We start from the raw sequence: 15267 nt of genomic DNA, 5'->3' as shown, positions 1-15267 counted from the left end.
CAGTCACCACCCACCCCTGAGGGTTATCCACAGCCATCTGTCCTCCTGTGGTCATGACTTGGCGCGGGTGCCAGGCTCTCACCACGCCCGGCTGCACTGGCCTTCCTGCGAGGTCTCTTCCCAGCAATCACGACCGGGCGTGACCGAGGCGGGAGGATCGCCATGCTACGTGTACGAGGCCACTCACCGGTGCTGTGGCGCGGGCCGGGCCAGTGCCAGATCGGCGTCGACCCGGCCCAGGCCCTGGTACTCGACGGCCTCGCCGAGTGCGAGCAGCACCTGCTCCTCCGCCTCCAGGACGGCGCCACCGCCGAGGACGTCTACCGGGCCTCGCGCGCCACACATACTCCGCTAGCACGTGCGCACGCGCTGATTCGTCTGCTGCGCAGCGAGGGGGTCCTTCTGCCGGACAAGAACCACCCTCGTGACTGTGACGAGTCGTACTGGGAGCACCTGGTCCGTTCCCCTACCGAACGCAGCCGGAGCCTGCGCAAGCGCACGGTCGCGCTGCTGGGGACCGGTCCGCTCACGGCTCAGCTGGCCAGGCTGCTGGCTGAGAGCGGGGTGGGGGCACTCCTGAGCGAGGACCCGGCTGTGACCCAGGATCTCGCTTCCGGCTTTCCGCGGCTTCGGGGGTACCAGAACGACCGAGAGGGCCCTGATCTGGTGGTCCTCATCGATCCTTACGTCATTGACCCGGTCCGTGAGCGCGCTCTGACCCAGGCGGGCGTCCCTCACCTGAGTGTGACCTGCAGCGAGGTCACGATCCGTGTCGGCCCGCTCTTTGACGACGTCTCTGCGGTGTGCCGGACCTGCCTGGAGCTGTGGGAGTGCGAGGCCGACCCGTGCTGGCCGACGCTGGCCACGCAGGCGCGTCTGCTGCCGGCTGCGTCCCTGGAGCGCCTGCTCGTCCACCAGGCGGCTGCGCTGACCGCTCGTGCGGTCCTGGAGTGCCTGGTGGACCGCCCTGGCGCGTGGCGCGGGCTGAGCGTCGACGTCAGTGCCTTGGCACCGTTGGGAGTCGTGCGTCAGTGGCAGGTCCACCCCCGGTGCCTGGGCGCGCTCACCCGCCAGGGCAGCGAGCCGCCCCAGGACCAGGACCAGGACCAGGACCAGGACCAGAGTGCCTTGGCTGACCGCTAGGACACAGCAGCCCCAGGCGACGGCGCGGGCAGGTGCCCCCGGCTATGGAGCAGTGGCTCAGGCGGTCTGGTGCTCGCGCACCACTCGGAGGACGGCGTCGCCGTACTCCGCAAGCTTGACCGGGCCGACCCCGTGCACCGCGGACAGCTGCGGGAGCGTCGAGGGTCTGAGGATGGCGATCAGCCTCAGGGTGCTGTCAGCGAAGACGGAGTAGGCAGGGACGGACTTGCGCGTCGCCACCTCTACGCGCCAGCTGCGCAGCTCCTCGAACAGCGCCACCGTGGACGGGTCGTTCTCTGCCTCGAACTCAGCGGCGGCCTGCCGCCTGGAGGCCTTGGGTGAGGAGGGCCGCGCGGCCCTGGGAGCCACAGGCTCCGAGGTAGGCCAGATTCCGGCAAGGAACCGTGAGGGCTTACGGCTGGCTCGTGATCCGGCGCCGCGCGCCCGGGCGTAGCTGAGGACCAGGTGCTCGCGGGCACGTGTCACGGCCACGTAGAGCAGGCGCCGTTCCTCCTCGATCCCCTCCGGTCCCTCGGCCAGGCTGATAGGCAGCAGGCCGTCCGTCACGCCTACGACGATGACCGCGTCCCACTCCAGGCCCTTGGCAGCGTGGATGGTGGACAGCGTGACGCCCTCGACTGCCGGCGCGTTCTGGGCCTGTGCCCGCTCCTCCAGCTCACGTACGAACCCGCCCAGGTCGGTGCCTCGTACGGAGGACAGGTCGTCAGCCAGCTCGACCAGGGCGTTGAGGCTGTCCCACCTCTCCCTCATGGCACCGCGTGGAGCCGGCTCCTGCGGTCCCCAGCCCACTCGGGCCAGCACGGTGCGTACGTCCTCTCCCAGGTCACCGCTGAGCCGGGCCCGCTCCGTGGCCGCAGCCGCCCGCAGGCGCCGCATCGCGGTACGGACCTCCTCACGCTCGAAGAAACGTGCTCCGCCCCTCACGAGCCGCCCGATACCAGCCTCAGCCAGCGCCTGCTCGATCACGGGTGCCTGAGCCGCGGTCCGGTAGAGGACCGCGATCTCACTCAGTACCACCCCAGCGTCCTGGAGCCTGCGCACCTGGGCGACCACGCCCTCGGCCTCGCAGGCGTCGTCGTCGTAGTCGTTGAAGCGCACCGCCGGACCGTTGGGGCGCTGCGCCACCAGCTCGACGGCACCTGCGGGCAGCGCCAGCCTTCCCGAGCGCCGTGGCCGCGAGAGCACCCGGTTGGCCAGGGACACCACCTGCGGGGTCGATCGGTAGTCCCGCGTCAGGCGCACGGTACGCGCCCCGGGGTACTCCGTGGCGAAACCGGTGAGGAACCGCGGAGTGGCTCCTGTGAACGAGTAGATCGTCTGGGACACGTCCCCCACCACGCACAGCTGGCTGCGTCGATCCCCCAGCCACAGCTGGAGCAGGCGGTGCTGAAGAGGCGAGACGTCCTGGTACTCGTCCACCACGAAGTGCTTGTACTGACCGCGTACCTGCGCGGCCACGTCCTCACGGCTGCGCAGGACCGCCACCATGAGCAGCAGCACGTCCTCGAAGTCGATGACCTCGCTCTCGGTCTTCACCGCCTCGTAGGCGTCGTACAGGCGCGCCACGGTCTCCAGGTCCAGCCCGCCAGGGGCCGTGCGACCCGCCTGCGCGGCTCGCTGGGAGTAGGTCTCAGGCCGGGTCATCGTCACCTTGGCCCACTCGACCTCGGCCGCCAGGTCACGGACAAAGGCACGGTCACCCGGAAGCCCCAGGCGTCTGGCCGCCGTCATGACCAGCCCGGCCTTGGACTCCTGCACGCGCGGACGCCGCCCCCCGATGGCCGTGGGGTAGAAGTAGTCCAGCTGGCGCAGGGCCGCGGAGTGGAAGGTACGGGCCTGGACCAGGGGCACGCCCAGGTCCGCCAGCCGCGAGCGCATCTCCCCGGCGGCACGCTGGGTGAAGGTGACAGCCAGGACCTGACTGGGCTGGTAGGCACCGGTCCCCGCCCCGTAGGCGATGCGGTAGGTGATCGCGCGGGTCTTGCCCGTTCCGGCCCCGGCCAGCACGCACATGGGCCCCTCCAGGTGCTCAGCGACCTCACGCTGGTCAGGGTCCAGGGCGTCAAGCAGCTCCTCGGGGCTGCGAGGGCGCGGTGGCGAGGAGCGCGGGGCGGAGTCTGCTCGGTTCATTGGTGACAGCCTGCCACGAGCCACCGACACCAGTCACAGCCTGAGCCGGGCCACCCGCACCACCCCGCCTGGGGACAGGCGTCACTGCACGTCGTCGTACCAGCGGTCGATGAGCATGCGCGCGATCGACGTGCTCCCCGGCAGCACGAGCGTGCCTTCTCTCACGGCGTCGTCCAGCTCGTCGCGGCTGAGGACGAGCACGTCGGTGACCTCCTCGCCGTCGGGCCTGGCGTCCACCTGGCCAGGCTCAAGCCAGGCGCGGTAACCGAGCATGAGGGAGCGGGGGAAGGGCCAGGGCTGGGTGGCCACGTGCTCGACCCGCGCCACGCGCAGCCCGGTCTCCTCGGCGACCTCGCGCACCACCGCGGCCTCCGCGCTCTCACCAGCCTCCACGAAACCGGCCACGGTAGAGTAGCGGCCCTCCTGCCACGCGGCACCGTGCACCAGGACGATCCGGTCGTGCTCGTCCGTGACCGCCATGATGACGGCCGGGTCCGTGCGGGGAAAGGACAGCGCGTCGCAGCCGGGGCACTGTCGCGCCCACCCCGCCTGGACGACCTGTGTGCGCTGCCCGCAGGCCGCGCAGCAGGGAGCGCTGGCGTGCCAGGCGGCCAGGGCGACGGCGGGGGTGGCCAGCCCGACGTCGTGGGCGGACATCGTGGCTCCGACCGCACGCAGCGCGGAGGCCGGGTAGCGCTGCGTGAGCGCAGCCAGGTCAGGACGTGGCCGCGCGGCCCCCTCGGCGTCGCCCGGCTGCACGGCTGCGTCCTCAGGCGGGACGACGGCGGCCAGCCAGCTCACGCCGTCAGCCCGCCCGAGGTAGAAGGTCACCAGGCCCGTCAGGTCGAGGTCCGTGGCTGACAACGGTGCCAGGGTCGGTGCACCCTGGGCGGAGGTGAACCCAGGCGAGCCAGTCTGGGCCGGGGTCAGGCCGTCCGTCGGCAGGTCAGGGTGGGCGGCCGGAGCGTCCAGGTGGACGCGTCCTCGGGCGTCGACGAGGACCAGGCGGGTCGCGCAATCAGCGGCAAGGCGCTCCAGAAGGCCTGGTTCGCTGCGACGGACGGCGTCACGGTCGGTACGGCTGCGTGCCAGGGACAGCTGCGGGGCCGGGGTCTGCGGGCAGGGTCCTGGAGCCGGTGCCGTGGGGGTCTGCATGTCTCAAGCCTAGGCGCGCGATCTCGTGTCGGTGCCCCCACCTACCCTGGTGCCATGTCCGCTCAGCCCGCACCACGTCCGGCCACCTCGCCACTCCCCGCTCCAGGACGGGTGGCCCCAGGGCCAGGTGCGGACCGCGCACGCGTCTACCTCGACCACGCCGCCTCCGCTCCCCTACGTCCGCAGGTCGCGCAGCAGGTCGCGCAGGACCTGGCCTCGGGCCTGGGCGGGTGGGCGAGCCCGTCGGCGCAGCACTCCTCAGGCAGACGTGTCAGTGCCCTGCTGGCCGAGGCCCGCGCACGGATCGCGACGGCCCTCGGTGCGGACCCGCACGAGGTCCTGCTCACCTCAGGCGGCTCGGAGGCAGACTCCCTGGCCGTGATCGGGCGCGTGCTCGCCGCACGCGCTGCCGGGGCCCGCAGGCCGCAGGTCGTGGTCAGTGCCGTCGAGCACCCGGCCGTGGCAGACTCCGCCCGTACGGCCCAGGCCCTGGGTGCTGACCTCACGGTGGTGGGTGTGGACCAGGTCGGTCGGGTGGACCCCGCCCGTGTCGCGGCCGCCGTGGAGCCCGGGCGCACCGCGGTCGTCAGCGTCATGGCGGCGAACAACGAGACGGGACTGGTCCAGGACGTGGCAGGGATCGTCTCCGCGGTACGGCGCGTGAGCGGCGCAGCGAGGCGTGGGACGCCGCAGTGGGTCCCGGTCCACACGGACGCCGTGGCAGCGGTCGGCCATCTTCCCGTCGCCTTCAGCGCGTGGGACGTGGACGCCATGTCCCTGTCCGGGCACAAGCTGGGAGCCCCGGTCGGGGTCGGCGCGCTCGTGCTGCGTCGCGAGGTCGCCCTGGTCCCTGCCGCTGGCGGTGGACGCCAGGAGCGCGGCATCCGCTCAGGCACCCAGGACGTGGTCGGGGCCCGAGCCCTGGCGCTGGCCCTGGAGCTCGCCGTTGCCGAGCAGGAGGTGGAGGCGGCCCGCCTGGAGGCGCTGCGTGCGCGTCTGCTCGCTGGGGCGACGGCGATGCCTGGGGTCCGTCCGACGCTGCCCGATGATGCTCCGCACCTTCCCGGCACGGCGCACCTGACCTGTCAGGGGGCTGACTCCGAGGCCCTCCTGATGGACCTGGACCTGGCCGGTATCGACGCCTCTGCCGGCTCAGCCTGCCACGCCGGGGTCACCCAGCCCTCTACCGTCATGCTGGCCATGGGCCATGACGAGGCGGCCGCACGCTCCACCCTGCGTTGCACGATGGGACACGGGACCACGGCGACGGACGTGGACCGGCTGCTGGCCGCGCTGCCCCACGCCCTGGAGGTGGCTCGTCGGGCAAGGGAACTGCGCCCGCGCGGCATCGGTTGAGCCCAGGCGGACCAGCGCGACTCCCCGCCGCTGCGTCCTGCCGGTCCTGCCTCCGCCCGCTCCGGACCTGTCGAGTCACACCGGCCCCGGCGGACCAAGGTCACCGCGCCCCGGCCTCGTCAGGGGACCGTGGCGGGCGCTAGGCTCCCCACGGCCCTGGAGCCGCGGTCAGCGGCACGGGTCACCACGAGCTGAGCAGGAGGCGCCATGCGGGTACTGGCTGCGTTGTCGGGCGGAGTCGACTCCGCCGTCGCCGCCGCACGCGCGGTGGACGCCGGCCACGAGGTCGTGGGCGTCCACATGGCACTGACCCGCAACCGCGCCCAGACCAGGTCGGGCTCACGCGGCTGCTGCTCCATCGAGGACTCCGCGGACGCGCGCTGGGCCGCTGAGATCCTCGGTATCCCCTTCTACGTGTGGGACCTGTCCGAGGAGTTCGAGGACAGGGTCGTGGCGGACTTCCTGTCCGAGTACCGCGCAGGCCGCACACCCAACCCCTGTGTCCGATGCAACGAGCGGGTCAAGTTCGACGCCCTGCTGGAGCGGGGCCTAGTCATGGGCTTCGACGCCGTGGCTACCGGACACTACGCCCGACTCACCGGAGGCGCGAGCTCGGGACGTCCGGGAGACGCACGCGGGCTGTGCCTGTCCCGCGCGGCTGACTCCGCCAAGGACCAGTCCTACGTGCTGGCGGTCTCCGGGCGCCAGGGCCTGTCGCGAGCGCTCTTCCCGCTCGGGGACGCCCCTTCCAAGGCCGCGGTACGCGCCGAGGCCGCCGAGCGCGGGCTGCCGGTCGCGGACAAGCCTGACTCCTACGACATCTGCTTCGTGGCCGACGGGGACACCCGTGGCTTCCTCCAGCGCTCGCTGGGAGCACAGGAGGGCGTTCTCGTCAGCCCTGACGGCAAGGTGCTGGGCAGGCACTCGGGCTACTTCGGCTTCACCATCGGCCAGCGCAGGGGCCTGGGCCTGGACCGTCCTGCACCCGACGGCCAGCCGCGCTACGTCCTTGCCACGCGCCCGGCTACCAACGAGGTCGTCGTGGGAGCGCGCGAGCTGCTCTCTCGCCATGAGATCGAGGCCGACGGCCTGGTCCTCCTGGCGGACCCGGATGAGGCAGAGCCTGCCGCGTCCTGCTTCCAGAGCCACGACGGCGTCGACGAGCCCTGTACCGGCCAGCCAGCACCGGCTCAGGGCTGGACCGACGTCGCCGTGCAGGTCCGTGCTCACGGTCGTCCGGTCCCGGCCGACGTCCTCGTCGACCCTGCACGCTCCGCCCTGCACGCGCGCCTGCATGAGCCTGTGCGCGGGCTGGCGGCAGGCCAGAGCGTCGTCGTCTACGGCGGCCGGGACGGCGAGCGGGTCCTGGCCCAGGCAACGGTCGCCTGAACCAGGACCCGCTGCACGGCCCATCGCGTCAGCGCAGGCTCGTGCGTCTCTCAATCGCCGGGACCGCCCGCCATGCAAGTACCAGGGCCAGGAGCAGCGGCACCGGGAGGAATCCCAGTCCTAGGACCGAAAGGTCCTCGCCCGTCCCCCAGGTCTCGACCATGGATGGCAGCGACCCCTCGGAGACGATCTGGTGGCTCGCCAGGTCCAGGCCCACCGGCACGAGGATGATGGACACCACCATGAGTACCTGGTTGATGAGGTAGACCAGGAGCACGCCGATGATCGGCGCCGCGATCCCCATGCGGTTCCACCTGGCCTGCGCACCAAGGGACATGACCGCCTCGGTGATGACCACCCAGGAGAGCAGCTGGAGGACCAGGAAGACCACAAAGCCCCAGAAAAACCCTGTCCCCACGGCGTCAATGACCTCGTGCAGCGGGCTGATGAGGCTGTCCACCGTGACCCCACGCACCCAGGCGCTACCGATAACCACCGCCGCCACGCCAAGGGCCGCGAAGATGATGGAGACCAGGGTCACCGCGAGGCTGAAGACCACCTTCGCCCCAAAGACCTCGCGGCCGCGAGCCGGGATGCTCATGGTGAGGTAGCCGCGCTGGCCGTACATCGACTGCCAGTAGTCGATCAGCTCGCTGACCACGACGATCGGCACGGCCACCAGGAAATCGACGATGACGATGGTGAAGGTCAGGGTCGTCAGGAGCTCTGCTCCCATCAGTGCCGGGACCGTTCCCACCGCGAAGGCCCCGATGCCTGCGACGGCAAGGACAGCAAGGACCTGGAGGTAGCCGCGGCCCTTGGAGAGGAGCTCCTCCTGGAGCAGTGTTGCCAGCATCAGCGGTACTCCTTCCTGAACAGGGCGTCCAGCCCCATGCCGTGGGCCTGGCGCAGGTCATCGGCGTCACCGGCCAGTCGGAGCCGGCCCTGGTCAAGAAAGACCACGGAGTCCACGATCGGTTCGACGTCGGCGATGAGGTGGGTGGAGACGAGCAGGAGGGCGCCCGGGTCGAAGTCGGACAGGATGCCGTCGAGGATGACCTCACGGGTGGCAGGGTCCACCCCGGAGATCGGCTCATCCAGGAGGTAGACCTCGGCCCGGCGGGACATCGTCAGCGCGATCTTCAGCTTCTCCCCCATGCCTTTGCTCATGCCCTTCAGGGTGCGGTCCTGGGGAAGCGTGAAGTGTTGGCAGAGTATGCGTGCCTTGTCGGCGTCGAAGTCCGTGAAAAGCCGGGCGAACTGGCTGATGGCTGCCGGCACCGTCAATGACTCCGCCAGGAACGCTGCGTCCGGCAGGAAGGAGACACGAGCCTTGGACTCCGGCCCTGGCGCGTAGCCCGCAACGCTCACCTCACCGTCGTAGTCGGAAAGCACTCCAGCCAGGATCTTGAGCAACGTGGTCTTGCCTGAGCCGTTCGAGCCCATGAGCCCCGTGACGCGGCCAGCGGGCAAGGTGAGGCTGAGATCGTCCAGGGCCGTCAGGCTCCCGAAGCGTCTGGTCAGGTGCTTCACGACGACGGCGTTGCGGTCGCTCCCGCCGGGAACAGCAGGAATGGTGCCGCTGGGGCGGGCTGTGGAGGTTGACGCCGACGGACACTCTCCAGCCGCAGCAGGGGGCGTGCCGCCCCCAGGGTCGTGTGCTGGGACATGAGTGGGGGTCATGAGAGCTCTCCTTTGGTGTGACGGGTGGTCCAGCTGTCGGTGGCGGGCCAGCGCGCTGCGAGCAGGTCGGTAATCTCGTCCAGGCCCATGCCGAGCCCGGCGATCGAGGCGAGATAGGCGTCAGTGGCCTCGGCGGCCAGCTCGGCACGCACGGCGTCCAGGACGGCACCGTCAGCGGTGACGAAGCGTCCGGCGGTGCGCTCGGCCGCCGTCAACCCCGTGCGGTCAAGCTCGGCCAGCGCACGCTGGACCGTATTGGGGTTGACGCCAGCGCTTGAGGCCAGCTCACGCACGCTGGGGATCCTGCTTCCCGGCGCCCACTGGCCCGAGACGATCCTCAGGCGGAGCTCGGCGACGAGCTGGACCCAGATCGGACGCGAGTCGTCAATCTGCATCGGCCTCTCTCACCCCCATCTGTATGAGTGCATTAATACAGTGACACAGACACACCGGGTCGTCAACCCCTCCCACGGGCAGGCAGACCTCCGGCCCGGTGCGGAGCCGATGGAAAACGCAGCTTCCACAGGATCCGTACCAGGCCGGAGACAGAGAGGACCAGCGGGGTCGACCTAAGTCAGGCCGGAACCCAGCACGCGCCCGGGCACCGGCAGGGCATCAGACCCGTTCGACCTCGATCAGCAGCGCCTGGTCGGGGTTGAGGGTGGGAGCAGCCAGCCCGACGGCCCCCGCCACACCACCGGTCAGGACGACGCCCTCACCGTCGTTGAACCACGGCGGCGCCACGAATCCGCTGGGCTCCTGTCCCAGGACCCGGGGACGGACGCGGTAGCGCGCCTGGCTCTCCAGGCCCGGCAGGCGGATTGCTCCCTGGTGCGCCAGAGGACTGCGCTCCAGGCAGGCAAGCTCAAAGACTGCCTCCGAGGCGTCCTGGGCGACCACGCCGTGCAGCCACATCGTCGAGTCACCCACCTCGTCCCGGTAGACCTTGCCCGTCAGGAGCGTGTGGCGGTGCCTCTTGTAGTAGTCGACCCACAGCGCCAGGGCGTCACGCTCGTCCTGGGTGACGCTCGTCAGGTCCCACTCAGCCCCCATGTGCCCCCACAGGGCGGTGCAGGCGCGGAAGCTGACGTCGTGCTGACGACCAGTGGTGTGCGAGCGGTGCGAGGCCACGTGGGTGCCCAGACGCTCAGGAGCGATAAGCTGCTGGGTCCAGCGCACGATGGACTGGCGCTCGTGCGGATCGATGTCGTCCGAGACCCAGAAGCGCTGGGTGTGACGCACCATCTCCAGGTCGATCCGCGCCCCGCCGGAGGAGCAGGACTCGATCTCCAGACCGGGGTGGTCAGCACGCAGGCGGTCCATGAGGGCCAGCGCCGCGCGGGTCTGCGCCGAGACGCTGGCCCGACCGCCACGCGTGCGGTCCCCGCCGTCGAAGACGTCGCGGTTGTGGTCCCACTTGATGTAGGAGATCGGGTACTGCGTCAACAGTGCGTCCACCTGCGAGCGCACATGCTCCCAGGCCTCCGGGATAGCCAGGTTGAGCACGTACTGGTGGCGCCAGCTCAGCGGCAGCTCCTCGCCCGCCGCCATGATCCACTCCGGGTGGGCGCGCGCGACGTCAGAGTCGAGGTTGACCATCTCCGGCTCGAACCAGAGCCCGAACTGCATCCCGAGCCCGGTGACGTGGTCGACGAGCGGCCCGAGCCCGTCCGGCCAGACCTCGTCGGAGACCACCCAGTCCCCCAGCCCGGACGTGTCGTCCCGGCGCGAGCCGAACCAGCCGTCGTCAAGCACGTAACGCTCGATACCCACCTTCGCGGCGAGGTCCGCCAGCCGCAGGAGCGTGGGCAGGGAGTGGTCGAAGTAGACGGCCTCCCAGACGTTGAGGGTCACCGGACGGTCAGCCGACGGAGAGGTGTCCAGGCTGCGCTGCCAGGCGTGCAGCCGCTGAGCCGCCTCGTCCAGGCCCGCACCGTGGACAAAGTGCAGCCACGGGCCGGTGTAGGACTCGCCGTGAGCGAGGCTGACCTCACCAGGCATGAGCAGCTCGCCCCCACCCAGGACCTGGTAGCCCTCGGGCAGGCGGTCGAGGTAGGTGCGGTGGTTGGCCGGACAGGCCACGTGCAGCCCACGCAGCTCGCCGCCACGGAAGTCGAAGCCCTCCTGCCCGCACACCAGGACACCGGTGGCGTCGAAGCCGGTGCGTCCGTGGCGTCCCTCACGCAGGTAGGTGCCGAAGGTGGCGCGATGACGCTGCGGGCTGCGCTCCCGTCCCCAGCGCCCGGTCAGGTCGAGCACCTCGTCGTGCTCCAGCGGCACGGGCAGCGCCAGGCTCAGCTCCTCCAGCGAGTAGGCCTGCTCATCGTCGTTGGTCAGCACGGCCCGCGCCTGGACGACGCCACCGGCCGCCACTGCGAGCTCGACGGAGACGGTCAGCCCTGCGGCGCGGTCCTTCAGGTCAACGACGACGCTGCCGTCATCCACGACGCGCACAGCACCCTCCTCGACCACCTCGTCGGCTCCGTCAGAGCCCCGGACCAGCACCCGGGCAGCCGTCAGGCGCGGGGACCAGGCCGTCCCGTCGCCCCGGTGACCCACGAGACCAGGCCTGCCCGACCAGCCGGTCCAGGCAGCCGGCAGGATGCTCGGAGCCGTGACGAGGTCCGGGTCGTTGTCCACCTTCATCCGGGTGGTGGCCTCCAGCAGGGCCGTGAGGGCCTCCTCGTCCAGCGGACCGAGGTCGGCACCCCAGTAGGGAACGGTGGGCAGGCCCGACGGGTCGGTTGCCAGCACGAGCGAGGTTCCGTCATGGCGCAGGTGCACCGTGCGAGTGAGCATCATGCGGGGTCCTTGTCCTAGTGAGATCTCATCGACGAGCGGCCGTCCGCCTCGACGCCGCCAGCGGCGACCGATCCGGTCGCCACATGAACTCTATACGCATAGAATACTCTGTGGAAGCCCTTCAGGCGCTCGGGTCTCGTACCGACGGGACCCGACGCCCTGGCTTGCGCACGCCAGCCAGGCTGCCCCTACCACCCCACCGAGGAACGAGGATGACCCCGGACCACCGCCCCGCCTCGCCGACCCAGGCTGACGTCGCCCGCGCGGCCGGCGTCAGCACCGCCGTCGTCTCCTACGTGGTCAACAACGGCCCCCGCCCGGTCTCCTCCGAGGCGCGCGAGCGCGTGGAGGCCGCTATCCAGGCGCTCGGGTACAGCCCCAACGCCTCAGCGCGGGCACTGCGCTCGGGAGCCTCACGGCTCCTGGGCGTGTGCGTGCCCGGGGTCCGTAACCCCTACCACGCCGAGCTCGTCGAGCACATTGCCGCCGCGGCGGAGCAGGCCGGCTTCGGCACGCTCCTGATGACGACCGACGCCTCTGCGCGACGCGAGGACGACCTGATCGCCGCGCTCATCGACCGCGGGGTCGACGGCCTCGTCATCTCCCCCGTCAAGGAGCCCGGCTCCTACGACGCCTTCGCCCGCAGGCTGCCGACGGCGCTGCTGTGCGCCGCCGCTCCCTCACCCAGCCACCACACGATCGGGGCTGACATGGAGGCAGGGACCCGCCAGGCGGTCGACCACCTCATCGCCCACGGACACACTGACATCGCCCTGCTCATGGCACCCCTGGACTCCTGGGACCTCAACGGCAGGGTCCACGGCTGGCGTGCGGCACTGACCCAGCACGACCTGCCCCAGACCCTCGTCGAGACCACCGGGTGGAGCCGGGCAGCCGGCTACCAGGCGATGCGCCGTCTCCTGGACACCCCCACCCCGCCGACGGCGGTGCTCGCCGGATCTGACCTGCTCGCCCTGGGGGCGCTGCGCGCCCTGTGGGAGCGGGGTATGCGTACGCCCCAGGACATCGCCCTCGTCGCCACCGACGGCACGGAGTCAGTGCTCATGAGCACTCCCCGGCTGACGACCCTGACCCAGCCCTTTGAGGCGATGGCCCGGGCCGCTGTCGACGCCACGACCCAGCCGGAGCGCCAGGCCACGCAGACCCTGTTCCCGATGCAGCTGCTTGTCGGCGAGTCCTGCGGGTGCCCAGCCCTTGTCACACACTGACGCAGGCCCCGTCTCCTCAGGTCCGTCTCAGCAAGGCTCGGCTCATCTCATGCGGAAACAGGAGACGTGCGCAAGAAGTGCGTCCCGCTTGTGCGACAACGCGCTGCCGCCTATGCCTGTACTCCTCGCTTCTCCCGCGACGGCAGTGTCTTATGTCGATATGTGCACCGCCGAGGCGATCTCGATCGGCGAGGACAAGGCAGCCTGTCTGCCCTGCCAGGCTCGCTGAGCCCCTCAGGGCCTGAGCAGCCGCTCCACCAGGACGTCCTGGACCATCTCGGTCAGCGCCGGCGCCACCTGGCAGGCCCGCAGGATTCCCGCCGGCAGCGGCACGAGGACCGTGTCCACGCAGCCACGACCCAGCCGCATCAGCGTCACCGCGTCCGGCGCCACGTCCACGCACAGCACCCGGTCCCACAGCGAGGGGCTCAGACCCTCAGCCGGGCGGTGCGAGCACACGATCCCAGGCACGTCCCCCTCGACGACGCCGCCGCACAGCACGTCAAGCACGGCGTCACCCAGCCCGCCGACCTCCTCCTGGGCACTGACCTCGTCGAAGGCGGTCCACAGCAGGGCCGGAGCGCCCCCGGCGTCGGGGTCCAGGACCTCAGTCATCGCGTGACCAGACACTCCCAGGGCGTCGTGCACGATGACCCGCTCAGTCTCGATGACGCCGAGACGGCCTCCCGGAGCCTGCGCCAGGGCAGCGAGCCCTGCAAGCGGGTCCTCACCCGTGACCGGGCAGTGGCAGCCCGCGGCCTCACCGGCCAGGACCCGCGCCGCCTCAGCATCAGCAAGCCAGGTGAGCGTGCCGAGCAGGTGAGCGCTCGCAGTCGTGATGCGCATACCCGCCTCGGCAGCCTCCAGGGTGACGTCGAGCCGGACCTCGGTAGCGGCCCCGGAGCCGACCTGGGCCAGGACGTGCCCGCCGTCGGGGCGGGCCGCGACGAGGACCCGCCCGTCGGTGTCCAGAGCGTGCAGAACGACGACCGGCTCGGTCCCGTCGTAGCGGTAGGCGGTCACGCTCGCGCACCCGGTCCCGGACAGCAGCCTCCGCGCCATGCGCCGCGAGGTCACAGCCGGCTGGCTGACCACGGAGCGGTTAGCCGCAGGGACGGCGGGACCGGGCTGGGACGGCTGAGCCGAGAGTGTCACGGTTCCTCTTCCTGGGACGCCTAAGATCTCAGGTAAGGCTAGCCTGACAAAGCCGGCAGCGCCAGGACCTTCAGACCCGCACCCGTCCAGGACGGACAGGTTCTCATCCTCGAAGCCGACCCAGCTCCTCGACCAGCTGCGGGACGACCTCGCGCACGTCACCGACGATGCCGTAGTCGGCCATCTCGAAGATCGGGGCCTCGGAGTCGTCGCACACGGCCACGATCGTGCCCGCCCCCTGGATGCCGCTGGTGTGGTGCACGGCCCCGGACACGCCCAGGCCGACGTACAGGCGTGGAGCGACTGACAGCCCGGTCTGGCCGATCTGGGCGCTGCGCTCGATCCAGCCCTCGTCGCAGGCCACACGCGTCGCACCCACTGCCGCACCCAGCGGCTCTGCGAGCGAGCGGACCAGGTCGAAGTCACCGTCGACCCCGCGCCCGCCGACCACGACGGTACGAGCCTGGGCCAGGTCCGGCCCGCTGACGACGCTGGCCTGCTCACGTGAGACCAGGCGCACGGACAGGGACTGAGGGCTCACCTCAGCGTCAAGGACCTCCACGGCCAGCGGCTCAGGACGCACCTCACGGTCCAGCTCGCCCGCCTCGACACCGGCGGCCGCGAAGGCACCGGGACGCACCGCCAGGACCGGTGCAGCCTCTCCCGAGGCGGCCAGACGCGTCGTCGTGGACCAGGAGCCCGAGAGCACGAGCCTGGAGGCGTGCAGCGCTCCGTCACGAACCTCGACCTCGGCCACGTCACAGGCGGCAGCCGAGCCCAGCAGGACGGCAGCACGCCCGGCTACCTCCTTGCCGCGGTAGTCCGAGACGACGAGGGAGGCCGCGGGGCGCACGCTGCGCGCCGCGCAGACCAGGGCGTCCGCGGCGACCCCGGCCAGGGACTGCGAGCCCCCGAGCTCAGCGGCCAGCAGCCGGGTGGCACCGGCCGCCGCCAGGAGGGCCGAGGCGTCGGCCCCGACCGTGCCGAGCACGACAGCAACGACGTCGCCGCTGGTCAGGTGACGGGCTCCCGCCAGCAGGTCGAGGGCCGGTCCGGTGGGACGGGCGTGGGTGGTCTGGGCAGCGCCTAGGCCGCCGGGAGCGTCCGAGGGGGCCTCGAGGTCCACCAGGACGAGGATCGGGTCAGTCAGCGTCTCAGTCATTGCTTCTTCAGTCTCTCGCGTGCAGGTCTGTGGGGCGGGCCC

At 71.1% G+C, this 15267-nt stretch carries 12 protein-coding genes; 4 read left to right on the top strand and 8 right to left on the bottom strand.

The features are described from left to right. Window positions 1-162 precede the first annotated feature (162 nt). Window positions 163-1143 carry a thiamine biosynthesis protein ThiF gene (locus tag HRL51_RS02835; RefSeq protein ID WP_172192424.1) on the top strand — a complete coding sequence of 327 codons (981 nt, stop codon included), beginning with the start codon at window positions 163-165 and terminating at the stop codon, window positions 1141-1143. 57 nt (window positions 1144-1200) lie between these two features. Here the strand turns inward: HRL51_RS02835 and HRL51_RS02830 are convergent, their stop codons facing one another. Further along, window positions 1201-3294, bottom strand: coding sequence for an ATP-dependent helicase (locus HRL51_RS02830; protein WP_172192422.1), 2094 nt, complete (start codon window positions 3292-3294; stop codon window positions 1201-1203). 81 nt (window positions 3295-3375) lie between these two features. Then, on the bottom strand, window positions 3376-4449 hold the full coding sequence (nudC, locus tag HRL51_RS02825; RefSeq protein WP_172192420.1) for an NAD(+) diphosphatase: 1074 nt from the start codon (window positions 4447-4449) through the stop codon (window positions 3376-3378). A gap of 54 nt (window positions 4450-4503) precedes the next feature. Here nudC and HRL51_RS02820 point away from each other — a divergent pair, with 54 nt between their 5' ends. Together HRL51_RS02820 and mnmA are read left to right on the top strand one after the other, a co-directional pair. Continuing rightward, a complete protein-coding gene (locus tag HRL51_RS02820) occupies window positions 4504-5805 on the top strand; it encodes a cysteine desulfurase family protein (RefSeq protein WP_172192418.1) in 1302 nt (433 codons plus the stop codon). 207 nt (window positions 5806-6012) lie between these two features. Next, entirely contained in the window at window positions 6013-7194 is a 1182-nt protein-coding gene (mnmA, locus tag HRL51_RS02815; protein WP_172192416.1) for a tRNA 2-thiouridine(34) synthase MnmA, read from the top strand. A 28-nt stretch (window positions 7195-7222) separates the two neighbouring features. On the opposite strand, the gene HRL51_RS02810 is transcribed toward mnmA, so the two are convergent. The 4 genes from HRL51_RS02810 to HRL51_RS02795 all read right to left on the bottom strand — a co-directional run bounded on the left by HRL51_RS02810 (window position 7223) and on the right by HRL51_RS02795 (window position 11679). Further along, entirely contained in the window at window positions 7223-8050 is an 828-nt protein-coding gene (locus tag HRL51_RS02810) for a hypothetical protein (RefSeq protein WP_172192414.1), read from the bottom strand. After that, window positions 8050-8877 carry an ABC transporter ATP-binding protein gene (locus HRL51_RS02805; RefSeq protein WP_172192412.1) on the bottom strand — a complete coding sequence of 276 codons (828 nt, stop codon included), beginning with the start codon at window positions 8875-8877 and terminating at the stop codon, window positions 8050-8052. Before HRL51_RS02805 ends, HRL51_RS02810 begins: the two co-directional genes overlap by 1 nt. Further along, window positions 8874-9272, bottom strand: a complete 399-nt coding sequence (locus HRL51_RS02800) for a GntR family transcriptional regulator (protein ID WP_172119617.1) — start codon at window positions 9270-9272, stop codon at window positions 8874-8876. The genes HRL51_RS02805 and HRL51_RS02800 overlap by 4 nt, the downstream gene beginning before the upstream one ends. 220 nt (window positions 9273-9492) lie before the next feature. Continuing rightward, on the bottom strand, window positions 9493-11679 hold the full coding sequence (locus HRL51_RS02795) for an alpha-galactosidase (protein ID WP_172192410.1): 2187 nt from the start codon (window positions 11677-11679) through the stop codon (window positions 9493-9495). 212 nt (window positions 11680-11891) lie between these two features. Here HRL51_RS02795 and HRL51_RS02790 point away from each other — a divergent pair, with 212 nt between their 5' ends. Further along, window positions 11892-12908, top strand: coding sequence for a LacI family DNA-binding transcriptional regulator (locus HRL51_RS02790; RefSeq protein WP_172119619.1), 1017 nt, complete (start codon window positions 11892-11894; stop codon window positions 12906-12908). 234 nt (window positions 12909-13142) lie between these two features. On the opposite strand, the gene HRL51_RS02785 is transcribed toward HRL51_RS02790, so the two are convergent. Both HRL51_RS02785 and HRL51_RS02780 read right to left on the bottom strand, forming a co-directional pair. Beyond that, the gene (locus tag HRL51_RS02785; protein ID WP_244960228.1) at window positions 13143-14063 is read right to left on the bottom strand and encodes a hypothetical protein; all 921 of its coding nucleotides are present in this window, start codon (window positions 14061-14063) and stop codon (window positions 13143-13145) included. Window positions 14064-14166: 103 nt separating this feature from the next. Next, window positions 14167-15225 (bottom strand): electron transfer flavoprotein subunit alpha/FixB family protein, encoded by a 1059-nt coding sequence (locus HRL51_RS02780; RefSeq protein WP_172192408.1) that lies wholly within the window; start codon window positions 15223-15225, stop codon window positions 14167-14169. Between the last annotated feature and the right edge of the window lie 42 nt (window positions 15226-15267).

The organism is Actinomyces faecalis (assembly GCF_013184985.2).
GTDB classification, from domain to species: Bacteria; Actinomycetota; Actinomycetes; order Actinomycetales; family Actinomycetaceae; genus Actinomyces; species Actinomyces faecalis.
Note: the sequence above shows the minus strand (reverse complement) of the source record. Positions and strands in the feature narration are given on the sequence as shown.

Coding starts and splice junctions, on each gene's coding strand:
- HRL51_RS02835 (WP_172192424.1), top strand. CDS start 163: ATGCTACGTGTACGAGGCCACTCACCGGTGCTGTGGCGCGGGCCGGGC.
- HRL51_RS02830 (WP_172192422.1), bottom strand. CDS start 3,294: ATGAACCGAGCAGACTCCGCCCCGCGCTCCTCGCCACCGCGCCCTCGC.
- nudC (WP_172192420.1), bottom strand. CDS start 4,449: ATGCAGACCCCCACGGCACCGGCTCCAGGACCCTGCCCGCAGACCCCG.
- HRL51_RS02820 (WP_172192418.1), top strand. CDS start 4,504: ATGTCCGCTCAGCCCGCACCACGTCCGGCCACCTCGCCACTCCCCGCT.
- mnmA (WP_172192416.1), top strand. CDS start 6,013: ATGCGGGTACTGGCTGCGTTGTCGGGCGGAGTCGACTCCGCCGTCGCC.
- HRL51_RS02810 (WP_172192414.1), bottom strand. CDS start 8,050: ATGCTGGCAACACTGCTCCAGGAGGAGCTCCTCTCCAAGGGCCGCGGC.
- HRL51_RS02805 (WP_172192412.1), bottom strand. CDS start 8,877: ATGACCCCCACTCATGTCCCAGCACACGACCCTGGGGGCGGCACGCCC.
- HRL51_RS02800 (WP_172119617.1), bottom strand. CDS start 9,272: ATGCAGATTGACGACTCGCGTCCGATCTGGGTCCAGCTCGTCGCCGAG.
- HRL51_RS02795 (WP_172192410.1), bottom strand. CDS start 11,679: ATGATGCTCACTCGCACGGTGCACCTGCGCCATGACGGAACCTCGCTC.
- HRL51_RS02790 (WP_172119619.1), top strand. CDS start 11,892: ATGACCCCGGACCACCGCCCCGCCTCGCCGACCCAGGCTGACGTCGCC.
- HRL51_RS02780 (WP_172192408.1), bottom strand. CDS start 15,225: ATGACTGAGACGCTGACTGACCCGATCCTCGTCCTGGTGGACCTCGAG.